The following is a 25,911-nucleotide window of genomic DNA, read 5'->3' on the forward strand; positions in this document are numbered from 1 at the left end:
CGGCTATCCTCCCGCCACGCGGCGCTCCAGCGCGCCGGCAAGCGTGGCAAGCCAGGGCCAGAGCAGCCCGCTGATCAATGAAGAGATCAGAAACGACAGGTGAATCGAGAAGTCGCCGGTGAGCACGCGAAGCCACTGCTCGATCAGCTGAACGAGCCCCAGCAGCACCAGTATCAGCACCGCCTGCTGAACCAGCGAGTAGGCGCGAAAGCGCGGATAGACCAGCGCTGCGAGAAACGCGAGCGTGGTATACACCAGCGCGTGTTGACCCAGCACGCTGCCCTCGATCAGATCGACCATCAGCCCGATCACGAAACCGTGGAGCACGCCCACCCGATCCGGCACGCGCATGCACCAGTAGACCAGCATCAGGCCGATCCAGTCCGGGCGATAGGCCTGCCAACCGTCGGCCAGCGGCATTACCTGCAGGCAAAGCGCCAGTACCAGGCTCAGCCACACCACGATCAGGGGAATCACCGGCGCTCTAGCCATTGGGCACCTCGTCGGTCGCCGCCGGGTCTTCCGGGTTGAGCCGCTCGGAGGCGTGGATCGCTTCCGGTGCAAGCGCCATGGAGCTGTCCCAGAGCGCATCGTCCTCGGGCTCCAGCGGCGGCGGGAATAGAAGCAGAAAATGGCGCGACCGGGTAAGCTGTGCCGAAGGCGTTGCAGTGACCCGAGCAAACGGCTGGCCCGGGTCGTGGTAGACCTCGGTCACCCGCGCCACCGGGTAGCCCGGCGGAAAACGCCCGGCAAGCCCGGAGGTGGTCAAAAGGTCGCCTTCGCGAATGTCGGCGGTGTCGGGTACGTGCAGCACACTGACGCTATCGTAGCGCCCGGTACCCTGAACGATGAAGCGCAGGCCGTTGCGATTGACCTGCACCGGCAAGGCGTGGCTTGCATCCGCCAGCAGCAGCACGCGGCTGGAGTAGGCGGACACCGCCGTGACCTGGCCGACCAGCCCGAACGCGTCGATCACCGGCTGGCCGACGTAGGCGCCGTTACGGTGCCCGCGGTCGATCACCATCTGGTGGCTGAACGGGTCGTTGTCCAGAGACAGTAGCTCCGCCGCCATATAAGGAATTTCGGTGCGCTCGGCGGCGCTCAAAAGCTCGCGCAGGTCGGCGTTTTCGGCGGTCAGGTTGGCCAGGCGCTGCCCCCGGTGGGAAAGCGTGAGAATCTGCTCGCGCAGACGGCGGTTCTCATCGACCAGCGCCTGCTGGTCGGAGAACACAAGCGACCCCCAGTTCAGCAAATCGCTTGGCAAGCCCACCGCCCACTGCACCGGCGCGACCACCATGGTCATGTGGGCGCGCACGTCTTCCATGCGCGTAAAGCGGTGGTCGACGAACATCAGCGCACTGGCCGCCAGTACGCAAAAGAAGAACCGGTAGCCCGGAATGGGGCCGTGCGAAAATAGCGGTTTAATAGGCAAACCCCTCGCAGTAAACCGCTAGAATCAGTCGCTCGAAAGAAGCTCGAAGGTGTGCTGATCGATCATTTCGAGCGCCTTGCCGCCCCCGCGGGCCACGCAGGTCAGCGGATCTTCGGCGACGATCACGGGAAGGCCCGTCTCCTCGGCGATCAGCTTGTCCAGATCGCGCAACAGCGCCCCGCCGCCAGTCAGCACCAGGCCACGCTCGGCAATATCCGAGGCGAGCTCCGGCGGCGACTGCTCCAGCGCGCTTTTGACGGCGGCGACGATGGAGCCGAGCGTCTCCTGAAGCGCTTCGAGAATCTCGTGGGAGTTGAGCGTGAAGCTTCGCGGGATACCTTCCGCCAGGTTGCGTCCGCGCACGTCGATTTCGCGCAGCTCACCGCCTGGGTAGGCACAGCCGATCTCTTCCTTGATGCGCTCGGCGGTGGCTTCGCCGATGAGGCTTCCGTAGTGACGGCGCACGTAGGCGATGATCGCCTCGTCGAAACGGTCACCGCCGACGCGGATGGACTCGGAGTAAACGACGCCGTTGAGCGAGATGATCGCGATTTCGGTGGTACCGCCGCCGATATCGACGACCATCGAGCCCTGGGCTTCCTCGACGGGTAGACCCGCGCCAATGGCAGCGGCCATGGGCTCTTCGATCAGAAACACTTCGCGCGCGCCCGCGCCTTCGGCGGATTCACGAATGGCGCGGCGCTCGACCTGAGTCGACATGCAGGGCACGCACACCAGTACCCGCGGGCTCGGCGTCAGAAAGGTGCTTTGGTGAACCTTGCGAATGAAGTGCTGAAGCATCTGCTCGGTGACGGTGAAGTCGGCGATGACGCCGTCTTTCATGGGGCGGATCGCCGTGATGTTACCCGGCGTGCGGCCCAGCATTCGTTTGGCATCGGCGCCGACGGAGGCGACGCTGCGCATATTGCCCGACTGGCGAATGGCGACAACGGAGGGCTCGTCCAGAACGATACCGCGCCCGCGTACATAAATCAGTGTGTTGGCCGTACCCAGGTCGATCGACAGATCGCTGGAAAACAGCCCCCTCAAACGTTTGAACATGGATGTTGTTACCTAGTGCAGACCGGGAACCCTGTGCGGATGCAAACGGTATCACCGCAACCCCCTATCAGCAAGCACGAGTCACGCCCCTGCCCGTTACAGCGATTGTGTGGTACCTTTTGCGGCTATTTTATAGACGTCCAGAACATTAAACGGCGTCTTGATGACCGTACGTATACCGCCTGAAGCGAAATACGTTCCATTACGTTTGCGAGGAAACCGCGATCATGGCACTCGAAGAATCTCACGTGCGCCGGGCCGCCCACCTGGCGCGCCTGGCCATCAGCGACGATCAGGCCACCCGCTTTGTGGACGATCTCAGCCAAATTCTGGACATGGTCGACCAGCTGCAAAAGGTCGATACCGACGGCGTCGCCCCGCTCGCCCACCCGCTCGACGCCACCCAGCGCCTGCGCGCCGACGAGGTCACCGATACCAATCAGCGCGATCAGTACCAGCGCTGCGCGCCGGCGGTGGAAGACGGCCTGTATCTGGTGCCTCGCGTGGTGGAGTGAGCCTTCTCACCGCCTTTCTGATTTTCTTCTATTCGCCCCGAACGGAGCTTTTGGGTCATGCATGATCAAACCGTAACCCAGCTGGCGGCCGCCTTGAAAAGCGGCGAGCTCTCGAGCCGTGAAATCACCGCCCACTACTTGAGGCGGATCGAAAAACTCGACGGCACCCTCAATAGCTTCATCACCGTGACCGCCGAGCAGGCGCTGGGCGCCGCCGAGGCCGCCGACAAGGCCCGCGCCAAAGGCGATGCCCCGGCGCTTGCCGGTATTCCTCTGGCGCTCAAGGACATCTTCTGCACCCAGGGCGTGAAGACCAGCTGCGGCTCGAAAATGCTCGACAACTTCGAGGCGCCCTATGACGCCACCGTGGTCGAGAAGCTCAATGCCGCGGGCACCGTGAGCCTTGGCAAGACCAACATGGACGAGTTCGCCATGGGCTCCTCCAACGAGAACAGCCACTATGGCGCGGTAAAAAACCCCTGGGATCTCTCCGCGGTCCCCGGCGGAAGCTCCGGCGGCAGCGCCGCGGCGGTGGCGGCGGGCCTGGTACCGGCCGCACTCGGCACCGACACCGGCGGCTCGATTCGCCAGCCCGCGGCGTTCTGCGGCGTCACCGGGCTCAAGCCGACCTACGGACGGGTTTCGCGTTTTGGCATGATCGCCTACGCCTCGAGCCTCGACCAGGCCGGCCCCATGGCGCGCAGCGCCGAAGACTGCGCCCATCTGATGAACGTCATCGCCGGCCACGACGTGCGCGACTCCACCTGCGCCACCCGCGGCGTGCCGGACTATCTGGAAACGCTGGACGCGCCGCTGTCCGGGCTCAAGATCGGCCTGCCGAAGGAGTACTTCGGCGATGGCCTGAATGTGGATGTCGAGCGCGCCGTGCGCGAGGCGGTCAAGGTGTACGAGTCGCTAGGTGCCACCGTGCGCGAGGTGAGCCTGCCGCACACCCACTACGCCATCCCTGCCTACTACGTCATCGCCCCGGCGGAGGCCTCCTCGAATCTGTCGCGCTATGACGGCGTGCGCTTTGGCCACCGCTGCGAGGATCCGAAGGATCTGATCGACCTTTATACCCGCACCCGCCAGGAGGGCTTCGGCGAAGAGGTCAAGCGGCGCATTCTGATCGGCACCCACACGCTGTCGGAAGGCTTTTTCGATGCCTACTACATCAAGGCGCAGAAGGTACGCCGCCTGATTCGCCAGGACTTCCTCGACGCCTTCGAGGATGTCGACGTGCTGATGGGCCCGGCCGCACCGGCCGCCGCGTTTGATCTGGGCGCGAAGAAGGACCCGGTGTCGATGTACCTGCAGGATATCTACACCATCGCCGTCAACCTGGCCGGCATTCCCGGCATCAGCGTGCCGGCGGGCTTTGCCGGCGGCCGCCCCGTCGGCCTACAGATTCTCGGCACCCACTTCGCCGAAGCGCAGCTTTTGAACGTGGCCCACCAGTTCCAGCAAGCCACCGACTGGCACCTGCAACGTCCCGCTTTCGCCGAGGAGAACGCCTAATGCAATGGGAAACCGTCATCGGGCTGGAGGTTCACGTTCAGCTCGCCACCCGCTCCAAGATCTTCTCCGGCGCCTCGACCGCCTTCGGCAGTGAGCCCAACACCCAGGCAAGTGCGGTGGACCTGGGCCTGCCCGGCTCGCTTCCCGTGCTCAACGAGCAGGCGGTCGCCATGGCGGTGCAGTTCGGCCTCGCGGTGCACGCCGGGATCCCGGAAGTCTCGGTGTTCGATCGTAAAAACTACTTCTACCCGGATTTGCCCAAGGGCTACCAGACCAGCCAGATGTATCACCCGATCGTCGGCGCCGGTGAAGTAGAGATCACTCTGGACGACGACGTCACCAAGCGCATCCGCATCCACCACGCGCACCTGGAAGAGGACGCGGGCAAGTCGCTGCACGAGGACTTCCAGGGCATGACCGGCATCGATTTGAACCGTGCCGGCACCCCGCTTCTCGAGATCGTTTCGGAGCCGGACATGCGAAGCGCAAAAGAAGCCGCGGCGTATCTCAAGGCGATCCACTCGATCGTGACGTATCTGGGCATTTCCGACGGCAACATGGCGGAAGGTTCGATGCGCTGCGACGTCAACGTCTCCGTACGCCCCAAAGGGCAAGAGGCCTTCGGCACCCGCGCCGAGATCAAGAACGTCAACTCGTTTCGCTTCGTCGAGCGCGCCATCGCCTTCGAGGTCGAGCGCCAGATCGAGCTGATCGAGGATGGCGGCGAAGTGGTCCAGGAAACGCGCCTGTTCGACCCGGAGCGCGACGAAACGCGCAGCATGCGCACCAAGGAAGAAGCCAACGACTACCGCTACTTCCCCTGCCCGGATCTTTTGCCGGTGGTGCTCGACCAGGCGTATCTCGACCACCTAAAAGGCCAGCTGCCGGAGCTTCCCGCGGACAAGCGCGCGCGCTTTCAAAATGAGCTCGGCCTTTCCGCCTATGACGCCAACGTGCTCTCGGCGAGCCGCGAAATGGCGGAGTTCTTCGAGGAGGTGCACAAGGTGTGCGGCGATGCCAAGCAGGCCGCCAACTGGGTGCAGGGCGAGTTCGCCGGCGCGCTCAACCGCGAGAACCTGAGCATCCCCCAGAGCCCGATTTCCGCCCAGCAGCTCGGCGGGCTCGTCGCGCGCGTGGTCGACGGCACGATCAACGGCAAGGCGGCCAAGGAGGTCTTCCAGGCGCTGTGGAACGGCCAGGGGCGCGACGCCGATGAAGTGATCGAGGCCAAGGGCCTGAAACAGGTCACCGACACCGGCGCCATCGAGGCGATGATCGACCAGGTGATCGCCGAAAGCCCGGCTCAAGTCGCCCAGTATCGCGACGCGGAGCCGGACAAGCGCGGCAAGATGATCGGCTACTTCGTCGGCCAGGTGATGAAGGCCTCACGCGGTACCGCCAATCCCCAGCAGGTCAACGGCCTGCTGAAGGAGAAGCTCGACGCGCTGCTCTAGAAAGCCGCTTCAAAGCATAACGCCAACGGCGGCCCTTGGGCCGCCGTTGGCGTATATGGCCCCACGGCTAGAGCTGGCCTGGCTCGATATAGTGCACCAGCCGCCCAAGCCCCGCCGCCCACACCGGTGCGGTAAGCTCGGCGACCGCGCCGGTAGCAAAGCGGGGCCCGCGCATTTCGCTGCCCTCGACCAGGTAGCCGCACAGCGCACCGACCAGCGGCATGTGGCTGACGAGCATGATCGTTTTCCCTTCCGGCTGGGCCGAGAGCCAGTCGCTCACCGCTCGCGGGTCGTCGTCCGGCGTGATGAGCGAGAGCGTTTCGACCGGCACGCCGAGCGCCTTACTCACCGGGGCGGCGGTTTGCTGGGCGCGTCGATAGGGGCTTGCGTAGAGCCTGACCGTACCCGGATTTACCCGAGTACCAAGCCAAGCGGCCATGCGCGCCGCTTCACGCTCGCCTCGAGTTGTGAGGGTGCGCGCCGGGTCGTCCCGGCCGGGGCCTGCTTCGCCGTGGCGCATGATCAGAAGGCGGCTATCGGCCATCGCTGCCTCCGTTTTCGCTTTCGTGTGCCTGGTGGACGTCTTCGCGGGGCAGCACGAATTCGACGTCGCTGCTGTGCTCGCCCATCATCAGCGTACGTGCCATCTCCCTGGGCGCCACGCCTTCGAACAGCACCCGGTTGAGCCCTTCGGCGAGCGGCATGTAGACCTTCATCTCGCGCGCCTTGTCGCACACCAGCCTGACCGTGTTGACCCCTTCCGCCACCTGGCCCAGCGCTTCGACGGCCTCTTCGAGGGAGCGGCCCTCGCCGAGGGCAAAGCCGACGCGGTAGTTGCGCGAAAGCTTCGATGAGCAGGTGACGATCAGATCGCCCACGCCGGCCAGGCCCAGAAAGGTCATCGGATTGGCGCCCTGGGCGACGGCGAAGCGGCCCATTTCCGCCAGCGCCCGGGTCATCAGCATGCTGCGGGTGTTCTCGCCCATGCCGAGTGCGGCCGCCATGCCGGCGGAAATGGCGTAGATATTCTTGAGCGCCCCGCCAAGCTCCACGCCGTGGCGGTCGTTGCTGGCGTAGACGCGAAAGTAGCGACAGCTCAGCACCTTCTGCACCCGGGTGCGGGTCAGCGGGTCCTGGCTTGCCACCACCGTGGCGGTCAGCTGCTTGTCGGCGATTTCTGAGGCGAGGTTGGGCCCGGCGATCACACCGATGTGATCAAAGCCGGTCTCCTCTTCCAGCACCTGGCTCATCAGCAGAAAGCTTTCCTGCTCGATCCCTTTGGTGGTGCTGACCAGAATCTGCGACGGTAAAAGCCAAGACTTGGCTTGGCGCACCACCTGGCGAAAGGCGCTGGAGGGAATGGCGACCAGCACAAGCACAGCACCTTCGACCGCTTCGCGAATATCGGTCGTGGCGGTGACCGCTTGGTTGATCGCGTAGTCGGGCAGGTAGCGCCCGTTTCTATGCTCTTCGTTGATCTGATCCACCAGCGCCGAATCGCGCATCCACTGACTGACGCGGGCGCCGTTATCGGCGGCGATGCTGGCAAGGGCGGTGCCGAAGCTACCACCGCCGAGCACCGCGACCTTGATCTGCTCCAAAGCCATGACGTTGTCCTACTCTTTTAAGCGATGGGGCTACTTTACCACTAATCCCACGGCCTCTTTTATGACTAATCCCACGCCCTGGCGCCGGGTAACGGATTGAAGTGCGCCGCAAAAAAACGGCCCGCTCGAAAGCGGGCCGATGAGCGAGCGCTGAGATCAGGCGGTGAGTACGCTGTTCAAGCGCTTGACGTAGGCCGCCGGGTCATCGAGATGGCCGCCTTCGGCGATGATCGCCTGGTCGAGCAGAATGTGCGCCAGCTGGCTGAACGACTCGCCGTCGGCACCTTCGAGCCGCGACACCAGGGCGTGCTCCGGGTTGAGCTCGAGAATCGGTTTGACCTCCGGCATCGGCTGGCCGGCGGCTTCCATGATGCGGCGCATCTGGTAGCCCATTTCGTGCTCCGGCAGCACCACGCAGGCCGGAGAATCCGTCAGGCGGTGGGTGATCTTCACTTCCTGAACGCCGTCGCCGAGCGCCTCTTTCACCCGCTTGACCAGCTCTTCCTTCGCCTTGGCGGTCTCTTCCTGGGCCTTCTTCTCCTCTTCGTCCTCGACGTCACCGAGATCCAGCTCGCCCTTGGCCACATCGGCAAACGACTTGCCGTCGAACTCGGTCAGGTGGCTCATCAGCCACTCATCGATACGATCACTCAGCAGCAGCACCTCAATGCCCTTCTTGCGGAAGATTTCGAGATGCGGGCTGTTTTTCGCCGCATTGAAGCTATCCGCTACCACGTAGTAGATCTTTTTCTGACCCTCTTTCATCCGCTCGATGTAGCCGGCAAGCGTCTGCTCCTGGGCAGCGGTGTCGGTGTGAGTTGAGGCGAAGCGTAAGAGCTCCGCGATCTTCTCGCGGTTGGCCGGGTCTTCGCCGGGGCCTTCCTTCAAGACGCTGCCAAAGGTGGTCCAGAACGTCTTGTACTGCTCCTCGTCCTTGGCGAGTTTCTTGAGCATGTCGAGCGCGCGCTTGGTCAGCGCGCTCTTGATCTTCTCGACTTTCGGATCCTGCTGGAGAATCTCGCGAGAAACGTTGAGCGACAGATCCCGGGTATCGAGCACGCCCTTGATGAAGCGCAGGTAGAGCGGCAAAAACTGCTCGGCGTCGTCCATGATGAATACGCGCTGCACGTAGAGCTTCACGCCGCGGGCGCCGTCGCGCTCGAACATGTCAAACGGCGCCCGGCCCGGCACGTAAAGAAGGCTGGTGTACTCGAGCTTGCCCTCTACCTTGTTATGGCTCCAGGTCAGCGGGTCGCTGAAATCGTGGGCGACGTGCTTGTAGAACGCCTTGTACTCATCGTCTGACACCTCGGACTTGGGCCGTACCCAGAGCGCGGTGGCTTCGTTGACGGTCTCCCAAGTGGTGACCTCGCTGCCTTCGATCTCGTTGCCTTCGTCGTCCTTGGCGGTTTCGACCTTCGGCATGCGCACCGGCACTTCGATGTGGTCCGAGTACTTGCGCACGAGCCCTTTCAGACGGTAGTCGTCGGCGTACTCTTTTGCATCCTCTTTCAGATGCAGAGTGATTTCGGTGCCGTGGAAATCGAGCTCGATATCGGCGACGCTGAACTCGCCTTCGCCCTTCGAGCGCCACTCGACGCCTTCGCCCTTCGAGCTTCCCGCCTTGCGGGTGCGCACGACCACCTCGTCGGCGACGATGAAGCCGGAGTAAAAGCCCACGCCGAACTGGCCGATCAGCTTGGCGTCCTTTTGCTGCTCGCCGGTGAGCTGCTGCATGAACTCGGCGGTGCCGGAGCGGGCGATGGTGCCGAGGTTGGCGATCACGTCGTCACGGTTCATGCCGATGCCGTTGTCGCGCAGCGTGACCGTGTTGGCGGCGGCATCGTGCTCGATTTCGATACGCAGGTCGCTATCGCCTTCATACAGCGCGTCGCTGTCGAGCGCGGCGTAGCGCAGCTTGTCGCAGGCGTCCGCGGCGTTGGAAATCAGCTCGCGTAGAAAAATCTCCCGGTTGGAATACAGGGAGTTGATCATCAGATTCAGAAGCTGTTTGACTTCCGTTTGAAACCCAAGCGTCTCTTCGTGAGTTGCCGTACTCATGCCTAACCCTCGATTACCAGTGGCTGCGTTATCCGTGCGCCGTTTGGCGCTAACGTCGTGTGGAGTGAATATGGGGCCAGGCCGAGTAATTTCAACAACGTTTGCGCTTATCGCATCGTGTGCGGCAGATCCTCCGACGCCCCCGACTTCCACGCGCGGTAAGGCGCCAGACGGCGGTCAATACGATCCAGTAGCCAGCCGATGATCAGCGCATCGTCGACCAGGCCAAGAATGAAGATGAAATCCGGGATCAGATCGAAGGGCATGACCAGATAGCCCAAGGCGAGTGCCATCATGCCGAACGCCGACCAGGGCACCGGGCGAAAGCGCCCGGCCAGCACGTCGCGGGTCATGGGAAGAAAAAGCTTGAGCGCCCGAGCGATACGCTTGAACGCCCACAGGCGATGCTTCAAGCGCGAAAGCCACCACACTTTCGTCCATCGTGGCATGGATCGACTCCTTGTCGTCGCGAGTTCGAATGCTTCATCAACGCGGATTATACGAGCAGCGTTTCTCGATATAGTCCACTATAGAGGGTCGACTCTTTTTAGTCAGCGCCACACTCAATCAGCACCCTACGATGGCCCCCATCCATAAGGCCCCATCAAAGAGAGGACGCCATGCCGGTCTTGCGATTACGTTTTCGCCTTCGAATGCTCAGCGCCGCCGCGCTCATCGGCCTATCCATTCCCGCCCTTGCCGCCACCGACGCCCAGATGAGCGCAGCACTCGATGCCGCTCGCGACCAGCAGTGGCAGCGGGTAGACGAGGGCCTGATCGCCGGCCACGTGCTCGCCGGCTACGTCGAGTATCACCGCCTGCGCGGGCGGCTGCCCAACGTCTCCTCCGGCGAAGTCCAGGCCTTCATCCAGCGTTACAGCGACTCGCCGCTTTCAGAGTGGATGCGCGGCCAGGCGATCGCCAACTACGGCTACGCCGGGCGCGACAACGACCTTTTGGCGGTGGCCGACGGCGTGCCGGACGGCACTGCTCGCCAGTGCTACTACTACAGCGCCCTGCTGGACCGGTCGCCGATGGAGGCGCGCGCTGCCGGTCGCGAGCTGTGGCTGACCGGAAGCTCCCAGCCCAACGCCTGCGACGGTCTCTTCAACCGCCTGCGTGCCGACGGTACCATCGACGACCGCGCCGTGTGGGAGCGCAAGATGCTCGCCTGGCAGGCCGGCGAAACCGGGCTTTCGAGCTACCTGGGCGGCCTGTTGGGCGGTCAGTGGCAAGGTGCGCTGGACACCGTCGAGGCGGTTAACCGCAATCCGCAGATGATCACTCAGGCGCCGGCGTGTCTGGGGCCGCAGTGCGCGGCAAGCGCCGCTTTCTACCAGGCCGCCATGCAGCGCTACACCCGCGAGAACACCCCGGCGGCGCTAAATACCTGGCAAAACATCGCCCCACGGCTCGGGCTCGATAGCCAGGCCCAGCGCGCTATCGAGGAGGAGCTCGCCTTCTACGCGCTGGTGAGAAGCGTGCCGGGGTCGATCGGCTGGGTGGACAGCGTGCTGCCTGGCCTTGAAAGCGAGCGCGTGCTCGAGCTTCGCGTGCGCCGCGCGCTCGAAGAGCGTCGCTGGCAGGACGTACTCAACTGGATCGCGCTGATGCCGGCTGGCCAGCAGGAGAACAGCCGCTGGCAGTACTGGCTCGCCCGCGCCCACGAGCAGTTGGGCAACCACGGCGCGGCGGAGGCGCGCTACCGCGAGGCGGCGCTGGATCGAAGCTTCTACGGCTTCGCTGCGGCGGAGAAGCTTGGGGTGCCCTACCGGCTCAACAACGAGCGCAGCCACTTCGACGACTACTCCCGCGAGCGCACCGCGAACATGGCAGTGGTGCAGCGCACCGAGGCGCTCATGCGCATCGGCGAAGATGGGCTGGCCAACAGCGAGTGGCTCCACGCGGCGCGCACCCTGCCCCCGGCTGAGGCCCGAGCGCTGGCGGACTACGCCGCCCAGCGCCAGTGGTATCCGCTATTGGTGCAAACCACCATCGCCGGTGAAATGTGGGACGCACTCGACTGGCGCTTTCCCCCCGCCTATCGTGAAAGCTTTTTGCGCTGGGGCAGCCAGACCGGGGTCGATCCGTACCTTTTGATGGCGATTACGCGGCGCGAAAGCGCCTACAACCCGGTGGCGCTTTCACCCGCCGGCGCGCGCGGACTGATGCAGCTGATGCCGGGCACCGCCGCCCAGGTCGCTCGCCAGCTGGGTCTTTCCGACCCGGGCCCTTACGGGGTGCTCGACCCGGAGCTCAACATTCGTTTGGGCAGCACTTATCTGCGCGACAAGCTCAGCCGCTACCAGGGCAACCGGCTGGCGGCGGCAGCGGCCTACAACGCCGGCCCCGGTCGAGTCGATCAGTGGCTGGGCAGCGGCGTGGAGTCGTTTGATCTGTTCGTCGAGAGCATCCCGTTTCGCGAAACCCGCGACTACGTTCAGGCGGTGCTGAGCTACCGGGTGATATTCGAGAGCCTGGCCAACGGCGGCGACAGCCAGGGGGTGACGCTCTTGAGCGACAACGAGCAGCAGGTGCGCTACGACCGCGCGCTGCTGGCGCTGCGCTAACCACTGCCCACCCCCAAGCGCCCGGCTAGACCGGGCGCTGCTCGAGCGCCAAACGCAGACCAAAAACCACCAGCACCGCGCCGGTGGTGGCATTCAGGATCCTCGCAAAACGGGCGCTGGCCAACCACCGGCTGGCGCCTCCCACCATCAGTACCACCGCTATCTGCCACGCGTTGGCGATCACGAAGTGGACGCCGGCGAGCCACAGCGACTTCAATAGCGCCGGGTCGGTCGGGGCGATGAACTGCGGTAGAAACGCCATGTAGAAGACTACGGTCTTGGGGTTCAGCACGTTGGAAAGAAGCCCCTCCTTCAACGGTTGAATCATCGGCACCCGGGCGCGGGCCTGGTCGAACCCGCCAACGGGCAAGCCCGTACCGCGCCTGGCGGCCAGAAGGCTACTGAGCCCAAGCCACACCAGATACCCGGCGCCGACGAACTTCAAAAGGTTAAAAGCCCAGGCCGACTGCAGAAGAATCAGTGAAATGCCGAGCGCCGAGACCGTTGCGTGCACGAACAGCCCGCTGCAGATCGCCACGCTGGTCAACACCCCGTCGCGCACGCCGCCGCGGGCGGTATTGCGAATCACCAGCAGCGTGTCTACGCCCGGCGTGATCGTCAGCAGCGTAATCGCCAGCAGAAAGGGTAGAAACTGGGTATCGAACAGGATGATCTGGCTCATTCGGGGCGCTTCCGCGTTAAAAAGATTCCGGGTAACGTCACTGGACGCTCCGATTTATTACTTCTAAAGTGTTCTTGTAGGCTCCAAGCGCCTACCCATTACTAAAAGCACGTTTAAGGAAACGAAAGATGGCAACTGGTACCGTCAAGTGGTTCAACGACACGAAAGGTTACGGCTTCATCTCCCCCGATGACGGCGGCGACGACCTTTTTGCGCACTTCTCAGAGATTCAGGCTGAAGGCTTCAAGACCCTGCAGGACGGTCAAAAAGTCACTTTTGAAGTCACGCAAGGCAAGAAGGGCCTTCAGGCCTCAAACATCCGCGTTTCCTGATCGAATCGCGAAGATAAAGGCCCGCCAAAGCGGGCCTTTTTATTGCCTGTCTCATTGAGCCGTGTTCAGGTCATCCAGGTTGCGCTCCTGCTCGTCGAGCGGCGCCTCTTCCCCGTCCGCTTCATCGCGCTCCGCCTCGCTACCTGCCTCTTCGCCGGAATCAGCTGCCTCTGAATCGTCGTCAGATGCATTCGAGTCGCTTTCAGCGTCACCCGGGATGCCCTGCTCACTCGATCCATCTTCGCTCACAGTGCCTTCGTTCAAGGTGCTGGCCTCAGGCTCCTCCGCGCTGACAGCGTCGACGGTCGCGCCATCTGGCGCTGCTTCGGCTTCCTCGGTCTCCGCGGCCGGGGTGTCGGTATCAATGCTGCCTTGCTCGCCGACCGGCGGCGTTTGGGCGTCGCCCTCGCTTGCAGCGCTTTCCTCTTCGCCGGGGGCGCTTTCGTCGTTCGAGGCCGCCGGCGCTTCCTGGGCTGCTGCGGGTGACTCGTTCGAAGGCGCGGCTTCGGCACTGTCGCTCGTCGGTGCGGCGCTCTGTTCGGTGGTGTCAATTGAGGTCTGCGCAGCGGCGCCTTGCGACGCGGCGGGGCGGTCGTCGTTATCGGAACCACGATTGGCAATCACGGCAGTGGCAACCGCCGCCGCGCCGGCGATGGCGGCGGCGCTAAGCATGGAGTTGCCGCTGCCGCTCTGGCTGGCGCTGCTGCCGAAATTCGCACCGGTAGCGCTGGCGCTGCGCTCGCGCTCCATCTCCTGGAACTGCTCGTTCAGGCGCTGCTGCGCCTCTTCGAAACGCCGCTCGGTATCCTCGATCATGGCGTCGACATCGGTGGCGTCCAGGTTCTCGCTCCGGCGTTCGCTTTCCGGCAGGCTGCTCTCGACCTCCCAGTCGGTGGAGAAGCTTTCGCTCTCCATGGGTTCGAGCTCCGGCGTCTGGCTCTCGACTTCCTGAAACTGCTGCTCGAGCTGGCGCTGGGCTTCCTCGAAGCGGCGCTCGGTTTCAGCGATGACGTCATCCACATCGGAACGGGTCGTTTCGCCGGGCATGGCGCTCTCTTCACTCAGCGCCTCCTCCGGGTCGGCGGCCAGGGTCTCTTCACCGGCCTGCACCTCGTCGCCAGTCATCGGCGCGGGGTCGGCACCTTCGGCGTCGAGCGCTTCGGCCTGTTCGAGCTCCTCGGCGGCCTGGCGCGCCTCGACCTCATCTTCGATCTCATTAGGGTCGGGCATGTCGGCGGCGTTCTCAGCGGCCTGGGGCGCCGGTTCGTTGTCGATCACCTCGTCATCGGAGACCGCGCTGTCGCTGGCTTCCGGCTCGACGGTGGGGTCTTCCTGGGATTCGCCGCAGGCGCTCAAAAAAAGCGCAAGGCTTGCCAGTAACGGTATCCACAAGCGATTTACCATGGGGTGACTCTCCCTGGATGGCCATGTTCGATGGCAATGTGTTGGGTGGCAGCGTTGTTTGAAACGATAAAATCGGTCACGGCGGATCGTTGGCGGACAAAAGCGAACACCCCGGCGGCAGCAGCACGCTCAGCGCCAGCGGCACGACCTCGACGCAAAAGCGATCAAAGCGACGCGCCTCGCCGTCGAGCGTCAGCGGCCAGGGCTCGTCTTCACCGCGCGTGGTAACGGTCAACCTGGGCGCGGTGAAGTAGCGCACGTAGCGCCCTTCGGCGGGAAAGTGCTGCAGTTCGCTGATCAGGGTGGGTAGCTCCCACACCGACGAAAAATCCTTGACCAGTAGAACATCGAGCCGGCCGTCGTCGAGCTTGGCGCGCGGTGCCAGCACCTGCCCGCCGCCGGATTGGCGACCGTTGCCCAGCGCCAACAGTAAAAGCGATTCGCTCTGCTCCCGCTCCTGCCAGTGTAGCGTGCCACGGTAACTCTGGTGGCGCCAGGCCTTCAACGCGCCCATCAAGGAGTAGGCGCCACCGCCGAGCATACGTTTGAGCATCTTGGGCGTGGTCGAGGTGATCTCGGCGCCGAAGCCGCCGGTGGTCATGTTCACGTAGTAACTAGTGGCGGTATCGTCTGCGCTTCCGGCGGTCATGCGCACCACGTCGATCGGGTAGGCGTCGTACTCCAGCGCCGCCGCCAGCGCCGGGCCGGGTTCCAGCGGCAGCCCCACGGAAGTAGCGAAGTCGTTGGCGCTGCCCATCGGTACGATCCCGAGCGCCGGGCGGCGGTCGTGAGGGACGCGCATCAAGCCGTTGACGACCTCGTTGACGGTGCCGTCGCCGCCGGCCGCGATCACGTGAGTGATGCCCTCCTCGGCCGCTTTTTCGGCGAACTCGGCGCCGTCGCCTCCCTCCCAGGTGACGCGCACCACGATCTCGCCGCCCTTCTTGCGCGCGGCGCCAACCGCCTCGCGAAGTGCCGGCTCCCCGGCGGATTTACCGTTAACGATCAATAAGTAGCGTTTTTTCGAATCTGTCACCGGCGTTGTCCTTTCCCTGGTTGATTGACTGCGTCAAGCCAATGCTTTCTCCACTACCTCGAACACGTTGGAGGAGAGCGGTTCCCTGGCGATGCGCTCGAGCTCGGCGCGCATCAGCTCCTTGCGCGCTTCGTCGAAGCGCTGCCAGCGCGTCAGCGGCGTGATCAGCCGAGCCGCGATTTCCGGGTTCAAGCGGTTGAGCTCGATCACCACGTCGGCTAGTAGCCGGTAGCCTTCGCCATCCAGGCGATGGAAATTGACCCGGTTTTGCGTGAATGCACCGATCAGCGCGCGCACCTTGTTGGGGTTTTTTATCGAGAACGCCGGATGATCCATCAGGTAGCGCACCCGCTCGAGCACGTCCGGCTGCGGGCGGGTGACCTGCACGGTAAACCACTGATCCATCACCAGCGAATCGTGCGCCCACTTCTCGCCAAACGCCTTGAGCGCGGGCGTGGCAAGCTCGGTTTGGTCGCTATGAACCAGCAGCGTCAGCGCCTGGCGCACGTCGGTCATATTGAGTCCGGCGTCGAACTGCGCCTGGCAGAACGCCACGCCCTGCTCGTCCTCGATCGACATGAGATAGGCCAGCGCGACGTTTTTCAAGCTGCGCGTGGCGATCTGCTCCGGCGTCGGTGCGTAGGGCTCGTCCTGAGTATTGGCTTCGTAGGTGGCGACGAACTCGTCACGCAGTGCGACCGCCAGCGACTGGCGCATGAACTCGCGCGCGTGGTGAATGGCGTCGACATCGACGATGCGCTGCTGCTCGGCGATGTAGGCCTCGGTGGGCAGCGTCAGCATTTCGGCCAGCACCGCCTTGTCGTTCTGCTCGCCGGTCAGAAGCGCGCGAAACGCCTCGATCACCCGAGAATCCATGACCTTTTCGACGCCGTTACGGTGCGCGGCGATCAGATCGTCGAGCGCCAGCATGGAGAGGCGCTGACCGGCGTCCCAACGGTTGAAGCCGTCGCTGTCGTGGGTCAGCAAAAACGCCAGGTCCTCCCGCGAGTAAGGGTAGTTGAGCGTGACCGGCGCGGAGAAGTTGCGCAGTAGCGACGGCACCGGGGCCTCGGCGACATCGCTGAACACGAACGTCTGCTCGCTTTTCGTAAGATGCACCACGGCCTGCTTGCCGAGCCTTTCGCCTTCGAGGGTCAGGGTCAGATCCTGGCCGGACTTGGTGCCCACCAGCCCCATCAGAATCGGCACGTGAAGCGGTTTTTTCTCGTTCTGACCGGGCGTGGCCGGCGTGCGCTGGCGCAGCGTCAGCCGGTACTCGCCGTGTACGTAGTCGTACTCGCCGAAGGCGTCGATTTCCGGGGTGCCCGCTTGGGCGTACCAGCGCATGAACTGATCCAGGTTCTGACCCGAGACCTCGGCCATGCAGCCAACGAAGTCCTCGATGGTCACGGCCTGACCGTCGAAGCGTTCGAAGTAGCGATCCGCCCCCTGACGAAACGCCTCTTCGCCTATCAGGTTGCACAGCATACGCACCACTTCGGCACCCTTTTCGTAGATGGTCAGGGTGTAGAAGTTGGTGATTTCGATGTAGTGATCCGGGCGTACCGGGTGCGCGGTAGGGCCGGCGTCCTCGGCGAACTGAGCGGTGCGAAAGAACGAGACGTCCTGAATGCGCTTGACCGGCGCGGAGTTGGTGTCTGCCGAGAAGCACTGGTCGCGAAAGACGGTAAAGCCCTCCTTCAGCGAGAGCTGAAACCAGTCGCGGCAGGTCACCCGGTTGCCGGACCAGTTGTGGAAGTATTCGTGGGCAACGATGCTCTCGACGGTTTGAAAGGTGGCGTCGGTGGCGGTGTCCGGCCGGGTCAGCACCGCCGCCGAGTTGAAGATATTGAGCCCCTTGTTCTCCATCGCGCCCATGTTGAAGTCGTTGACCGCGACGATCATGAACAGATCCAGATCGTACTCGCGCCCGTAGGCTTTTTCATCCCAGGCCATGGCGCGCTGTAAAGAGGCCATGGCGTGCTCGATCTTGTCGAGATTCTCCTCTTCGACCCAGATTTCCAGCGTGACCTCGCGCCCGCTCATGGTGGTGAAAAGATCGCTCACCTTGTGCAGGTCGCCGGCCACCAGCGCGAACAGGTAGCTCGGTTTCGGGTGCGGGTCCTCCCACGTGGCGTAGTGGCGGCCGCCGTCGGCCTCGCCCTTCTCCACCGGATTACCGTTGGAAAGCAGCACCGGCTCGCGGTTCTTGTCGCCGATGACGGTGACGCGGAAGGTGGCCATGACGTCCGGGCGGTCCGGGTAGAAAGTGATCCGGCGAAAGCCCTGGGCTTCGCACTGGGTGCAGTACATTCCGCTCGACTGGTAAAGCCCTTCGAGGGCGGTATTGCTTTGCGGGTCGATCTCGACCTCGCTTTCAAGACAAAAGCGCGCCGGCACCGAGGCCACGGTGAGCGTGGTATCGGTCAGCGTGTAGGCGCTTTCATCGAGAGGTTGGCCGTCGAGCGCAAGGGCCTTGAGGGCAAGCTTTTCACCGTCGAAGACCAGTGGTGCATCCGCGGCGGCGGCGCTGTTTCGCTCGATGTGAAGGCGGGCTTTGACGCGGGTAGCAGCAGGGTCGAGATCGAACGTCAGCTCGGTATGGGTCACGGTGTAATCGGGCGGCTGATAGTCGCTTAGATAAACCGGCTGCGGATCGGACATGTTGCGGGGCTCCTTGCTTTCTCGAACGTTACATTCTCAAACGTGACTGTCTCAAACGCTTCATTATCGAAGATCCAGTATAGACGAGACGCGCCCTGGCGGCGGCGCGCCTTGCACCAGACCCAGGGCAGCGCTCAATCGCGGAAATTGTCGAACTGCAGCGGCAGATCCGGGCCCTCCTCACCGCGCAGAAGCGCCATCACGCTTTGCAGGTCGTCGCGCTTCTTGCCGGTCACGCGCACTTTCTCGCCCTGGATCTGGGCCTGCACCTTGAGTTTGGAGGCCTTGATACGCTTGACGATATCCTTGGTCTGGGCGGCGTCGAGGCCTTGTTTCAGCGCCACTTCCTGACGCGCCTTGACGCCGGAGAGTACCGGGTCCTTCTCCTCCATGCAGCGCGCATCGATGCCACGGGCGATCAGCCGCGCCCGCAGCACGTCGAGCATCTGCTTGAGCTGAAAATCCACCTCGGCTTCGAGCGCTACGCTTTCACCCTCCAGCGTGTAGCTGGCGTCGACACCCTTGAAGTCGAAGCGCGAACCCACCTCGCGGTTGGCCTGGTCGACGGCGTTGGCCGCTTCGTGGCGGTCGAATTCGGAAACAATATCGAACGAGGGCATGGCGCACTCCTTGAAAGACAGGGCCTGAGCATGGAATTCAGAAAATGGAGTCCCAAAAAAATGGAATCCAGAAAAAGCGTCTAAAAAAATCGAGCTGTCATTCTAGAGCAGCCCGGCGCCGGTTGCGATACGCGTCAAGACCTTACCCCGGATTACGCCGACTTGTGTAGAGGCGAGCCGCGACGCTGCAACGCAAAGCGCCGCCGGTTAACCGGCGGCGCTTTGGAAGTAGGCGTACCTCTAGCACTCAAGAGAGTGGCTCTTCGAAGGGTAGCGCTACTCGGGGGAGTGGCGCTCCTCAAAAGGGTTACGCAGCACGATTGTCTCGTTGCGGTCCGGGCCGGTCGAGATGATATCGATGCTGGTCCCCACCTGCTCTTCCAGGTAGCTGATGTAGGCGCGTGCGTTGGCAGGCAGATCCTCGACCTTCTTCGCGCCGAGGGTCGACTCCTTCCAGCCCGGCAGATCGAAGTAGACCGGTTCGACGGCCTCGAACCCTTCGGAGTCGACCGGGTTTTCGAGCATCTCACCATCCTTGCCGCGATAGCCCACGCAGACGCGGATGTTCTCGAGCCCGTCGAGGACGTCGAGCTTGGTCAGGCAGATCCCGGAGACCGAGTTGATCTGCACCGCGTGGCGCAGAGCGACGGCGTCGAACCAGCCGCAGCGCCGCGCCCGCCCGGTGGTCGCGCCGAACTCATGACCGCGCTCGGCGAGATGCCGGCCGTGGTCGTCGAAAAGCTCGGTGGGGAACGGCCCTGACCCGACGCGGGTGGTATAGGCCTTGGTGATGCCCAGCACGTAGTCGAGATACAAGGGCCCGACGCCGGAGCCAGTGGCGGTACCGCCGGCGGTGGTGTTGGAGCTGGTCACGTACGGATAAGTGCCGTGGTCGATGTCGAGAAGCGAGCCCTGGGCGCCTTCGAACAGGATATTCTCACCGGCCTTGCGCAGATCGTGGACCTGAGTGACGGTGTCGCCGACCATCGGGCGAAGCTCATCGGCCATTTGCATGGCGCTATCGAGCACTTCCTGGAAGTCCACCGGCGCTTCACCGTGGTAGTTCACCAGCACGAAGTTGTGATAATCGAGCACTTCGCCAAGTTTGGAGGCAAATCGCTCGCGGTGGAGCATGTCGCCCAGGCGCAGGCCGCGCCGCGCTACCTTGTCCTCGTACGCCGGGCCGATGCCGCGACCGGTGGTGCCGATCTTGGCCACGCCCCGGGCTTTTTCCCGCGCCTGATCCAGGCGCACGTGGTAGGGCAGGATCAAGGGGCAGGCCGGCGACAGGCGCAGGCGCTCGCGCACCGGCACGCCCTTCTCTTCGAGCTCGCGGATTTCCTTGATCAGCGCTTCCGGCGACAGCACCACGCCGTTGCCGATCACACAGGTCTTGCCCGGGCGCAGGATGCCCGACGGAATCAGGTGCAAAACGGTCTTTTCACCGTCGATCACCAGCGTGTGACCCGCGTTATGGCCGCCCTGGAAGCGGACCACGGCGGAGGCCGACTCGGTGAGCAGATCCACGATCTTGCCCTTGCCTTCATCACCCCACTGGGTGCCCAGGACTACGACATTCTTACCCATTATGCACTCGTCTCTTGTGTCAGGGCCGTTGTCTGCCAACGACCGTCGATAAACTCGAGGCGGCGATCGCAATCGTGCTCCGCCGGTTCACTGCGCTGACCGGGCAGCGCCTGGATGACCCGCTCGCCCTGCTGGCGTAGCGCATCGATGGCCGTTTGCAGCGACTCGTCATCCGTTGACGGCGCCCAGATCAACCCCGGCGTGGGGGCAGCGGCGGCAAGCGTCGCCAGCTGCTTGAGATCCATCGAGAAACCGGTGGCCGGGCGCGCGCGGCCAAAGGCGCGACCGGTATCGTCGTAGCGCCCGCCCTTGGCCAAGGCGTGGCCATAGCCGGGCACGTAGGCGGCGAACATCATGCCGGTGTGATACTGATAGCCGCGAAGCTCGGCCAGATCAAAATAGAGCGAAACGTCGAACTGCGCCAACACCGTCCGGTTAAGCGTCTCGAGCTGATCGAGCGCGGCGGCCACCGACGCCGGCGCCCCGGCCAGGCGCTCGCGCGCCTCATACAGAATAGCAGCGTCGCCGTGAAGCTCGCCCAGGGCCAGGAACATGTCGGCAAGCGCCGGATCCGTGACGTGCTCGCCTACGCGCCGGGCAAGTTCGCCCGGCGACTTGAGCGCCAGCGCGTCGAAAATCGCCGCTTCCTGATCCTTGACCAGCGCCGCGGCCTCGACCAGCGCACGAAAGATGCCGATATGACCGAGCGCCAGGTGAACCTCGGTCGCCCCGGCCGCGGCCAGGCTCGAAAGCGCGAGCTTGATGATTTCGCTGTCGGCCTCAAGACCTGCATGGCCGAAAAGCTCGACCCCGACCTGCACCGGGCTTCGCCCGCCCTGGTGCTGGTCGGCCTTGGCGCGCAGCACGTTGGTGCAGTAGCAAAGGCGCACCGGGCCCTGGCGTCTTAACGAGTGGGCGTCCATGCGCGCCACTTGCGGGGTCACGTCGGCGGAGGCGCCCATCATGCGTCCGGTCAACTGGTCGGTCAGCTTGAAGGTTTGCAGATCGAGCTCGGTGCCGGTGCCGGTTAACAGCGAATCCAGAAACTCGACGGGGGGCGGCATCACTTGGTCGTAGCCCCAGACGTAATAGAGATCCAGCAGCGTACGGCGCAGCTCTTCCATACGGCTTGCCTGAGGTGGCAGCACCTCATCCATGCCGTCGGGCAGCAGCCAGCGGTCAGCGATGGTCATGTGAACAATCCTGCAAGACGATGAAGGCCCTGAACTCGCCGAACGCGCCGTTGGCGGCCTGCCAATAACGCACCCGCGCCAAACGAGGGCCACAAAAAAACCGGGCGAACGCCCGGTTCAATTAAGTCTACCACGTTTGTCCGCCGGAGAAACCCCGCCAGGCGGCGAGGTCGTCTCCAGCGCTTACTCGCCCTGGCCGCCTTCGCTAGGGCCGCCGGACTCCGGGTTCGGGCTACGCAGGTAGCGGAAGAAGTCGCTATCCGGCTCCAGCACCAGCATGTTGCTGCCGTCGGCGAAGCTCGAACGGTAGGCGTTCAGACTGCGCCAGAAAGCGAAGAACTCCTGATCCTGGCCATAGGATTGGGAGAAGATCGCCGCGGCTTCCGCGTCGCCTTCACCGCGCAGGGTTTCGGCGCGCTCGTTGGCCTGAGCGAGCAGTACCTGGCGGCGGCGGTCGGCGTTGGCGCGAATCCGCTCGGCCTCTTCCTGCCCCTGGGCGCGCCACTCGCGGGCCTCGCGCTCACGCTCGGAGCGCATCCGCTGGAATACCGCCGCGGAGACGTCTTCCGGCAGGTCGATCCGCTTTATGCGGATATCGCGTATCGCCACGCCCAACTCGTCGCGCATGAGGCTGTCGAGCTCTTCGGTCGGGCCGATCATCAGGTCGTCACGGCGCTCGGCGATGATTTCCTGCAGATTTAACCGGCCGAACTCGTTACGCAGGCTCTCGTCCACCCGCGGCTGAATCAGGCGAATCGCCATCATCTCGTCGCCGGCGGTGGCCTCGTAGTAGCGGGTCGGGTTGACGACCTGCCACTTGACGTAGGAGTCGACGATCACCGCTTTCTGCTCGAGGGTCAGGTAGCGGCTGGTGTCGGTGTCCAGGGTCAGAAGCCGGGTATCGAACTTGCGAATCGTCTGGGCGATCGGCACTTTCGCGTGCAGACCCGGCTGAATGTTTTCTTCGATGACTTCACCAAAGCGCAGCTTCACCGCGCGCTCGGTTTCATCCACCACGTACAGCGTGTTGCTGGCAAGCCAGGCGATAGCGGCCAGGCCGCCCACGATCAGCAGGGATCGGTTGTTAATCATTTAGCGGCCCTCCCTGCGAATGGTGCCATTGTTCGACGACGCGTTATTGCTCGAGCCTTGGGTGTTGCGCAGTGTCTCGATGACCGACGGGTCGATCTGCTCGTCGCTGCCGTTGCCGCTGGCGTTGGCCGAGCGGTTGGTACCGCCGCTGCCACCGCGCATCTGGTCGATTGGCAGGTACATCAGCGGTGCGTTGTCGCTTACGTCCAGCAGCACCTTCGGCGTGTTGCCGAAGACCTCTTCAAGGGTATCCAAATACATACGCTCGCGCATGATCTCCGGTGAGTTGCGATACTCGCCGACCAGCGCGTTGAAGCGGTTCGCCTGACCCTGGGCTTCGGCGACCACGGATTCGCGGTAGCCCTGGCCCTGCTCGACGATGCGCTGCGCCTGACCCTGAGCCGCCGGAATGATGGCGTTGGCGTAGGCCATGCCTTCGTTGATCGTACGCTGACGATCCTCGCGGGCGCGAATCACGTCGTCAAAGGCGTCGATGACCGGCGCGGGAGCGGTAGTCGATTCGATGTTGATGGTCTGAAGGCGGATACCGGCGCCGTAGGCGTCGAGGTAGGTCTGCAAACGGCTAGCCACGGAGCTGCCGAGAATTTCACGGCCCGAGGTCAGAATGTCGATCATGTCGGTGCCGCCGACCACGTGGCGCAGTGAGGAGTCCAGCGCGTTTTCGATAGAAAGCGCCGGGTTACGCACGTTGAGCACGAAGTCCCGCGGATTGGAGACCTGATACTGGGCCGAAATCTCGACCTCGACGATGTTCTCGTCGCGAGTCAGCATCGACTGGGTCTGGGAGACCGAGCGCACGCGGGTCACGTTGACCATGCGCACGTCGTCGATCAAGGGCGGATTCCACTGCAGGCCCGGCTCGACGATGCCCTGGTACTCACCAAAACGCAGCACCACGCCGCGCTCGGACTGATCGACCAGGTAAAAGCCCATGGCCGCCCAGATCGCCAGCGCCAGCACGATCAAAAGGCCGGGCAGCGCAAAGGAGTTGCGCGGCTTGCCGCCGCCACCGTTATTGCCGCCGTTGCCGCTTTTTTTACCGCTGCCGCCCAGCATGCCGTTGAGCTTTTGCTGAAACTTCTTCAGCGCCTCGTCCAGATCCGGCGGCCCCTGGTTGTTACCCCCGTTATTACCGCCGTTGTTACCCCCATTGTCATTACCACCGCGATCGCCGTTGCCGCGGTCGTTACCGCCGCGCCGGCCACCGCCGCTCCAGGGGTCGTGCTGGTTGCCACCACCAGGCTCATTCCAGGCCATACTTCGTCTCCACTAAGGTGTTAACCTGCACGCGGCCCCGCGTAAGAGCGAGGCCGCCGTGCTTATAATATTGTTGCTATAGAGTCCTTGTGCCGTTTTACGTGGCGTGATCAATAGGCTACCACTGGTCGGTCTCTTGTAGCGACTCGGGCAAATAGTGATTGGCCCGCTCGCCAAGCTGTGCCATCAGCTGGTTGAAATCGCGCCGCGGCAGACGAACCTCCAGCACCGAGCGGCCGCTTTCGTCGAAGTACTCGTCGCGCACGGCATTGAGCTCATGAAGCCCCGCCCTGAGCTTACCCTGCTCCGGCGCGAGCGTCAGCGAAAACCCGATGACATCGTCGGCCAGCCGCTCTGAAAGCGCCTCGTGCAGCAGATCGAGCCCCTGGCCCTCGCGCGCCGAGAGCCACACCACTTCGGGGCGGCCCTTGCCGTCGCGCTCGATGCGCGGGGCGCTGTCGAGCTGGTCGATCTTGTTCATCACCTTGAGTACCGGCACGTCATCGGCGCCGATCTCCTTGAGCACGTGGTCGACCTGGGCGACGTTGAGTTCGCGGTCCGGGTCCGCCGCATCGATCACGTGAATAAGCAGCGACGCCTCGGCGGCTTCCTGCAGCGTGGCTTGAAACGCCTCGACCAGCTTGTGCGGCAGGTGACGAATGAAGCCCACGGTGTCGGCCATCACGATCGGCCCGACATCGTCGATCTCGAGCCGGCGAAGGGTCGGGTCGAGAGTGGCGAACAGCTGATCGGCGGCGTACACCTTAGCATCGGTGAGTACGTTGAAAAGCGTTGACTTGCCGGCGTTGGTATAGCCGACCAGTGAGACGCTGTGAATCTCGGCGCGGGAGCGCGCGCGACGGTTCTGTTCGCGCTGGCTGCGCACCTTGTCCAGGCGCTTGTGGATCGCCTTGATGCGTCCACGCAGAAGTCGGCGGTCGGTTTCGAGCTGGGTTTCACCCGGACCGCGAAGGCCGATACCGCCCTTCTGGCGTTCCAGGTGGGTCCAACCTCGAATCAGCCGCGTGGACATGTATTCGAGCTGCGCAAGCTCGACCTGCAGCTTGCCCTCATGGGTTCTGGCCCGCTGGGCGAAGATATCGAGAATCAAGCCGGTACGGTCGAGCACGCGACACTTGAGTTCGCGCTCCAGATTACGCTCTTGCGAAGGACCGAGCCCGTGGTTGAAGATCACGAGTTCGGCCTGATGCGCGGCAAGCATGGCCTTGAGCTCGTCGAGCTTGCCCGAACCGATAAAGGTACGCGGGTCGGGACGCTGCCGGCTGGCCGTCAATAGCGTCGCGGGCTCTGCACCGGCAGAGCGCACGAGTTCGAGAAATTCACCCGGGTCCTCGCGCGCCTGCTCGTCGAAGAAATCCACATGGACGAGTACGGCCGTTTCACCGGCGTCTGGGCGTTCAAAAAACAATCAATACCTCTTGTATTAAATGCTCGCCACCGGGGTTAAAGGTCGGCGTCGGCTGCGGCCGGATCCTGGGCCGGCAGGCGCACGTTGCGCGACGGCACCACGGTGGAAATAGCGTGTTTGTAGACCATCTGGCTGACGGTGTTACGCAACAGGATCACGAACTGATCGAAGGATTCGATCTGACCCTGAAGCTTGATGCCGTTGACCAGGAAAATGGAGACCGGAATACGCTCCTTGCGCAGGATATTCAGGTACGGATCTTGAAGGGACTGCCCTTTGGACATGCTGCTCTCCCTGAACTGTCTGGAGTGGGTTATTAAATGGCGCGCCTTGCTGACGCTGCCGCAATCTTATTGCCCGAAAGGCCTGGTAGTA

General features: G+C 63.5%; 24 protein-coding genes. 5 read left to right on the forward strand and 19 right to left on the reverse strand.

The annotated features are described in order from the left end of the window. Window positions 1-3 precede the first annotated feature (3 nt). Genes mreD through ACGK9R_RS06680 form a run of 3 tightly spaced genes read right to left on the reverse strand, consistent with a single transcriptional unit; the run spans window position 4 to window position 2,494 of the window. The gene (gene mreD, locus ACGK9R_RS06670; protein WP_394579510.1) at window positions 4-492 is read right to left on the reverse strand and encodes a rod shape-determining protein MreD; all 489 of its coding nucleotides are present in this window, start codon (window positions 490-492) and stop codon (window positions 4-6) included. Beyond that, window positions 485-1,432, reverse strand: coding sequence for a rod shape-determining protein MreC (gene mreC, locus ACGK9R_RS06675; protein WP_394579512.1), 948 nt, complete (start codon window positions 1,430-1,432; stop codon window positions 485-487). The genes mreD and mreC overlap by 8 nt, the downstream gene beginning before the upstream one ends. 24 nt (window positions 1,433-1,456) lie before the next feature. Continuing rightward, window positions 1,457-2,494, reverse strand: a complete 1,038-nt coding sequence (locus ACGK9R_RS06680; RefSeq protein WP_259036490.1) for a rod shape-determining protein — start codon at window positions 2,492-2,494, stop codon at window positions 1,457-1,459. A gap of 227 nt (window positions 2,495-2,721) precedes the next feature. On the opposite strand from ACGK9R_RS06680, the gene gatC reads away from it, so the two are divergent. Genes gatC through gatB form a run of 3 tightly spaced genes read left to right on the forward strand, consistent with a single transcriptional unit; the run spans window position 2,722 to window position 5,981 of the window. Next, window positions 2,722-3,009, forward strand: coding sequence for an Asp-tRNA(Asn)/Glu-tRNA(Gln) amidotransferase subunit GatC (gene gatC, locus ACGK9R_RS06685; RefSeq protein WP_394579514.1), 288 nt, complete (start codon window positions 2,722-2,724; stop codon window positions 3,007-3,009). Between the two features lie 57 nt (window positions 3,010-3,066). Then, on the forward strand, window positions 3,067-4,527 hold the full coding sequence (gene gatA, locus ACGK9R_RS06690) for an Asp-tRNA(Asn)/Glu-tRNA(Gln) amidotransferase subunit GatA (RefSeq protein WP_394579516.1): 1,461 nt from the start codon (window positions 3,067-3,069) through the stop codon (window positions 4,525-4,527). Continuing rightward, on the forward strand, window positions 4,527-5,981 hold the full coding sequence (gene gatB, locus ACGK9R_RS06695) for an Asp-tRNA(Asn)/Glu-tRNA(Gln) amidotransferase subunit GatB (RefSeq protein ID WP_394579518.1): 1,455 nt from the start codon (window positions 4,527-4,529) through the stop codon (window positions 5,979-5,981). Before gatA ends, gatB begins: the two co-directional genes overlap by 1 nt. A 67-nt stretch (window positions 5,982-6,048) precedes the next feature. On the opposite strand, the gene sixA is transcribed toward gatB, so the two are convergent. The 4 genes from sixA to ACGK9R_RS06715 all read right to left on the reverse strand — a co-directional run bounded on the left by sixA (window position 6,049) and on the right by ACGK9R_RS06715 (window position 10,098). Then, on the reverse strand, window positions 6,049-6,525 hold the full coding sequence (sixA, locus tag ACGK9R_RS06700; RefSeq protein WP_394579520.1) for a phosphohistidine phosphatase SixA: 477 nt from the start codon (window positions 6,523-6,525) through the stop codon (window positions 6,049-6,051). Beyond that, window positions 6,515-7,588, reverse strand: coding sequence for an NAD(P)H-dependent glycerol-3-phosphate dehydrogenase (locus ACGK9R_RS06705; protein ID WP_394579522.1), 1,074 nt, complete (start codon window positions 7,586-7,588; stop codon window positions 6,515-6,517). Before ACGK9R_RS06705 ends, sixA begins: the two co-directional genes overlap by 11 nt. A gap of 156 nt (window positions 7,589-7,744) precedes the next feature. Then, window positions 7,745-9,649, reverse strand: coding sequence for a molecular chaperone HtpG (gene htpG / locus ACGK9R_RS06710; protein WP_394579524.1), 1,905 nt, complete (start codon window positions 9,647-9,649; stop codon window positions 7,745-7,747). A gap of 107 nt (window positions 9,650-9,756) precedes the next feature. Further along, on the reverse strand, window positions 9,757-10,098 hold the full coding sequence (locus tag ACGK9R_RS06715; protein WP_394579526.1) for a YkvA family protein: 342 nt from the start codon (window positions 10,096-10,098) through the stop codon (window positions 9,757-9,759). A gap of 171 nt (window positions 10,099-10,269) precedes the next feature. Between ACGK9R_RS06715 and ACGK9R_RS06720 the strand changes: the two genes are divergently transcribed. Beyond that, window positions 10,270-12,219, forward strand: a complete 1,950-nt coding sequence (locus tag ACGK9R_RS06720) for a transglycosylase SLT domain-containing protein (protein WP_394579528.1) — start codon at window positions 10,270-10,272, stop codon at window positions 12,217-12,219. 25 nt (window positions 12,220-12,244) lie between these two features. Here ACGK9R_RS06720 and ACGK9R_RS06725 read toward each other — a convergent pair whose 3' ends face one another. Continuing rightward, window positions 12,245-12,901, reverse strand: coding sequence for a LysE family translocator (locus ACGK9R_RS06725; RefSeq protein ID WP_394579530.1), 657 nt, complete (start codon window positions 12,899-12,901; stop codon window positions 12,245-12,247). A gap of 128 nt (window positions 12,902-13,029) precedes the next feature. Here ACGK9R_RS06725 and ACGK9R_RS06730 point away from each other — a divergent pair, with 128 nt between their 5' ends. Next, the gene (locus ACGK9R_RS06730; RefSeq protein WP_252107491.1) at window positions 13,030-13,233 is read left to right on the forward strand and encodes a cold-shock protein; all 204 of its coding nucleotides are present in this window, start codon (window positions 13,030-13,032) and stop codon (window positions 13,231-13,233) included. Between the two features lie 51 nt (window positions 13,234-13,284). On the opposite strand, the gene ACGK9R_RS06735 is transcribed toward ACGK9R_RS06730, so the two are convergent. The 11 genes from ACGK9R_RS06735 to hfq form a co-directional block, all read right to left on the reverse strand. Beyond that, the gene (locus tag ACGK9R_RS06735; protein ID WP_394579533.1) at window positions 13,285-14,637 is read right to left on the reverse strand and encodes a hypothetical protein; all 1,353 of its coding nucleotides are present in this window, start codon (window positions 14,635-14,637) and stop codon (window positions 13,285-13,287) included. Between the two features lie 76 nt (window positions 14,638-14,713). Further along, a complete protein-coding gene (yegS, locus tag ACGK9R_RS06740) occupies window positions 14,714-15,673 on the reverse strand; it encodes a lipid kinase YegS (protein WP_394579535.1) in 960 nt (319 codons plus the stop codon). Window positions 15,674-15,706: 33 nt separating this feature from the next. Beyond that, entirely contained in the window at window positions 15,707-18,337 is a 2,631-nt protein-coding gene (gene pepN, locus ACGK9R_RS06745) for an aminopeptidase N (RefSeq protein WP_394579537.1), read from the reverse strand. 134 nt (window positions 18,338-18,471) lie between these two features. Then, window positions 18,472-18,957 (reverse strand): YajQ family cyclic di-GMP-binding protein, encoded by a 486-nt coding sequence (locus ACGK9R_RS06750; RefSeq protein ID WP_394579539.1) that lies wholly within the window; start codon window positions 18,955-18,957, stop codon window positions 18,472-18,474. Window positions 18,958-19,233: 276 nt separating this feature from the next. Then, window positions 19,234-20,544, reverse strand: coding sequence for an adenylosuccinate synthase (locus ACGK9R_RS06755; protein WP_394579541.1), 1,311 nt, complete (start codon window positions 20,542-20,544; stop codon window positions 19,234-19,236). Continuing rightward, window positions 20,544-21,737, reverse strand: a complete 1,194-nt coding sequence (locus ACGK9R_RS06760) for an ATP phosphoribosyltransferase regulatory subunit (RefSeq protein ID WP_394579543.1) — start codon at window positions 21,735-21,737, stop codon at window positions 20,544-20,546. The genes ACGK9R_RS06755 and ACGK9R_RS06760 overlap by 1 nt, the downstream gene beginning before the upstream one ends. 183 nt (window positions 21,738-21,920) lie before the next feature. Further along, a complete protein-coding gene (gene hflC / locus ACGK9R_RS06765) occupies window positions 21,921-22,829 on the reverse strand; it encodes a protease modulator HflC (protein WP_394579545.1) in 909 nt (302 codons plus the stop codon). Continuing rightward, window positions 22,830-24,107 (reverse strand): FtsH protease activity modulator HflK, encoded by a 1,278-nt coding sequence (hflK, locus tag ACGK9R_RS06770; RefSeq protein WP_394579547.1) that lies wholly within the window; start codon window positions 24,105-24,107, stop codon window positions 22,830-22,832. A 12-nt stretch (window positions 24,108-24,119) separates the two neighbouring features. Beyond that, window positions 24,120-24,284: a hypothetical protein gene (locus ACGK9R_RS06775; RefSeq protein ID WP_394579549.1), complete on the reverse strand. Its 165-nt coding sequence runs from the start codon at window positions 24,282-24,284 to the stop codon at window positions 24,120-24,122. Further along, a complete protein-coding gene (hflX, locus tag ACGK9R_RS06780) occupies window positions 24,226-25,536 on the reverse strand; it encodes a ribosome rescue GTPase HflX (RefSeq protein WP_394579551.1) in 1,311 nt (436 codons plus the stop codon). Before hflX ends, ACGK9R_RS06775 begins: the two co-directional genes overlap by 59 nt. Window positions 25,537-25,571: 35 nt before the next feature. Continuing rightward, complete coding sequence (gene hfq, locus ACGK9R_RS06785) at window positions 25,572-25,820, reverse strand: RNA chaperone Hfq (RefSeq protein WP_394579553.1); 249 nt, start codon at window positions 25,818-25,820, stop codon at window positions 25,572-25,574. Between the last annotated feature and the right edge of the window lie 91 nt (window positions 25,821-25,911).

It is taken from the genome of Halomonas sp. HNIBRBA4712 (genome assembly GCF_043558675.1).
In the GTDB taxonomy this organism is placed as follows: domain Bacteria; phylum Pseudomonadota; class Gammaproteobacteria; order Pseudomonadales; family Halomonadaceae; genus Vreelandella.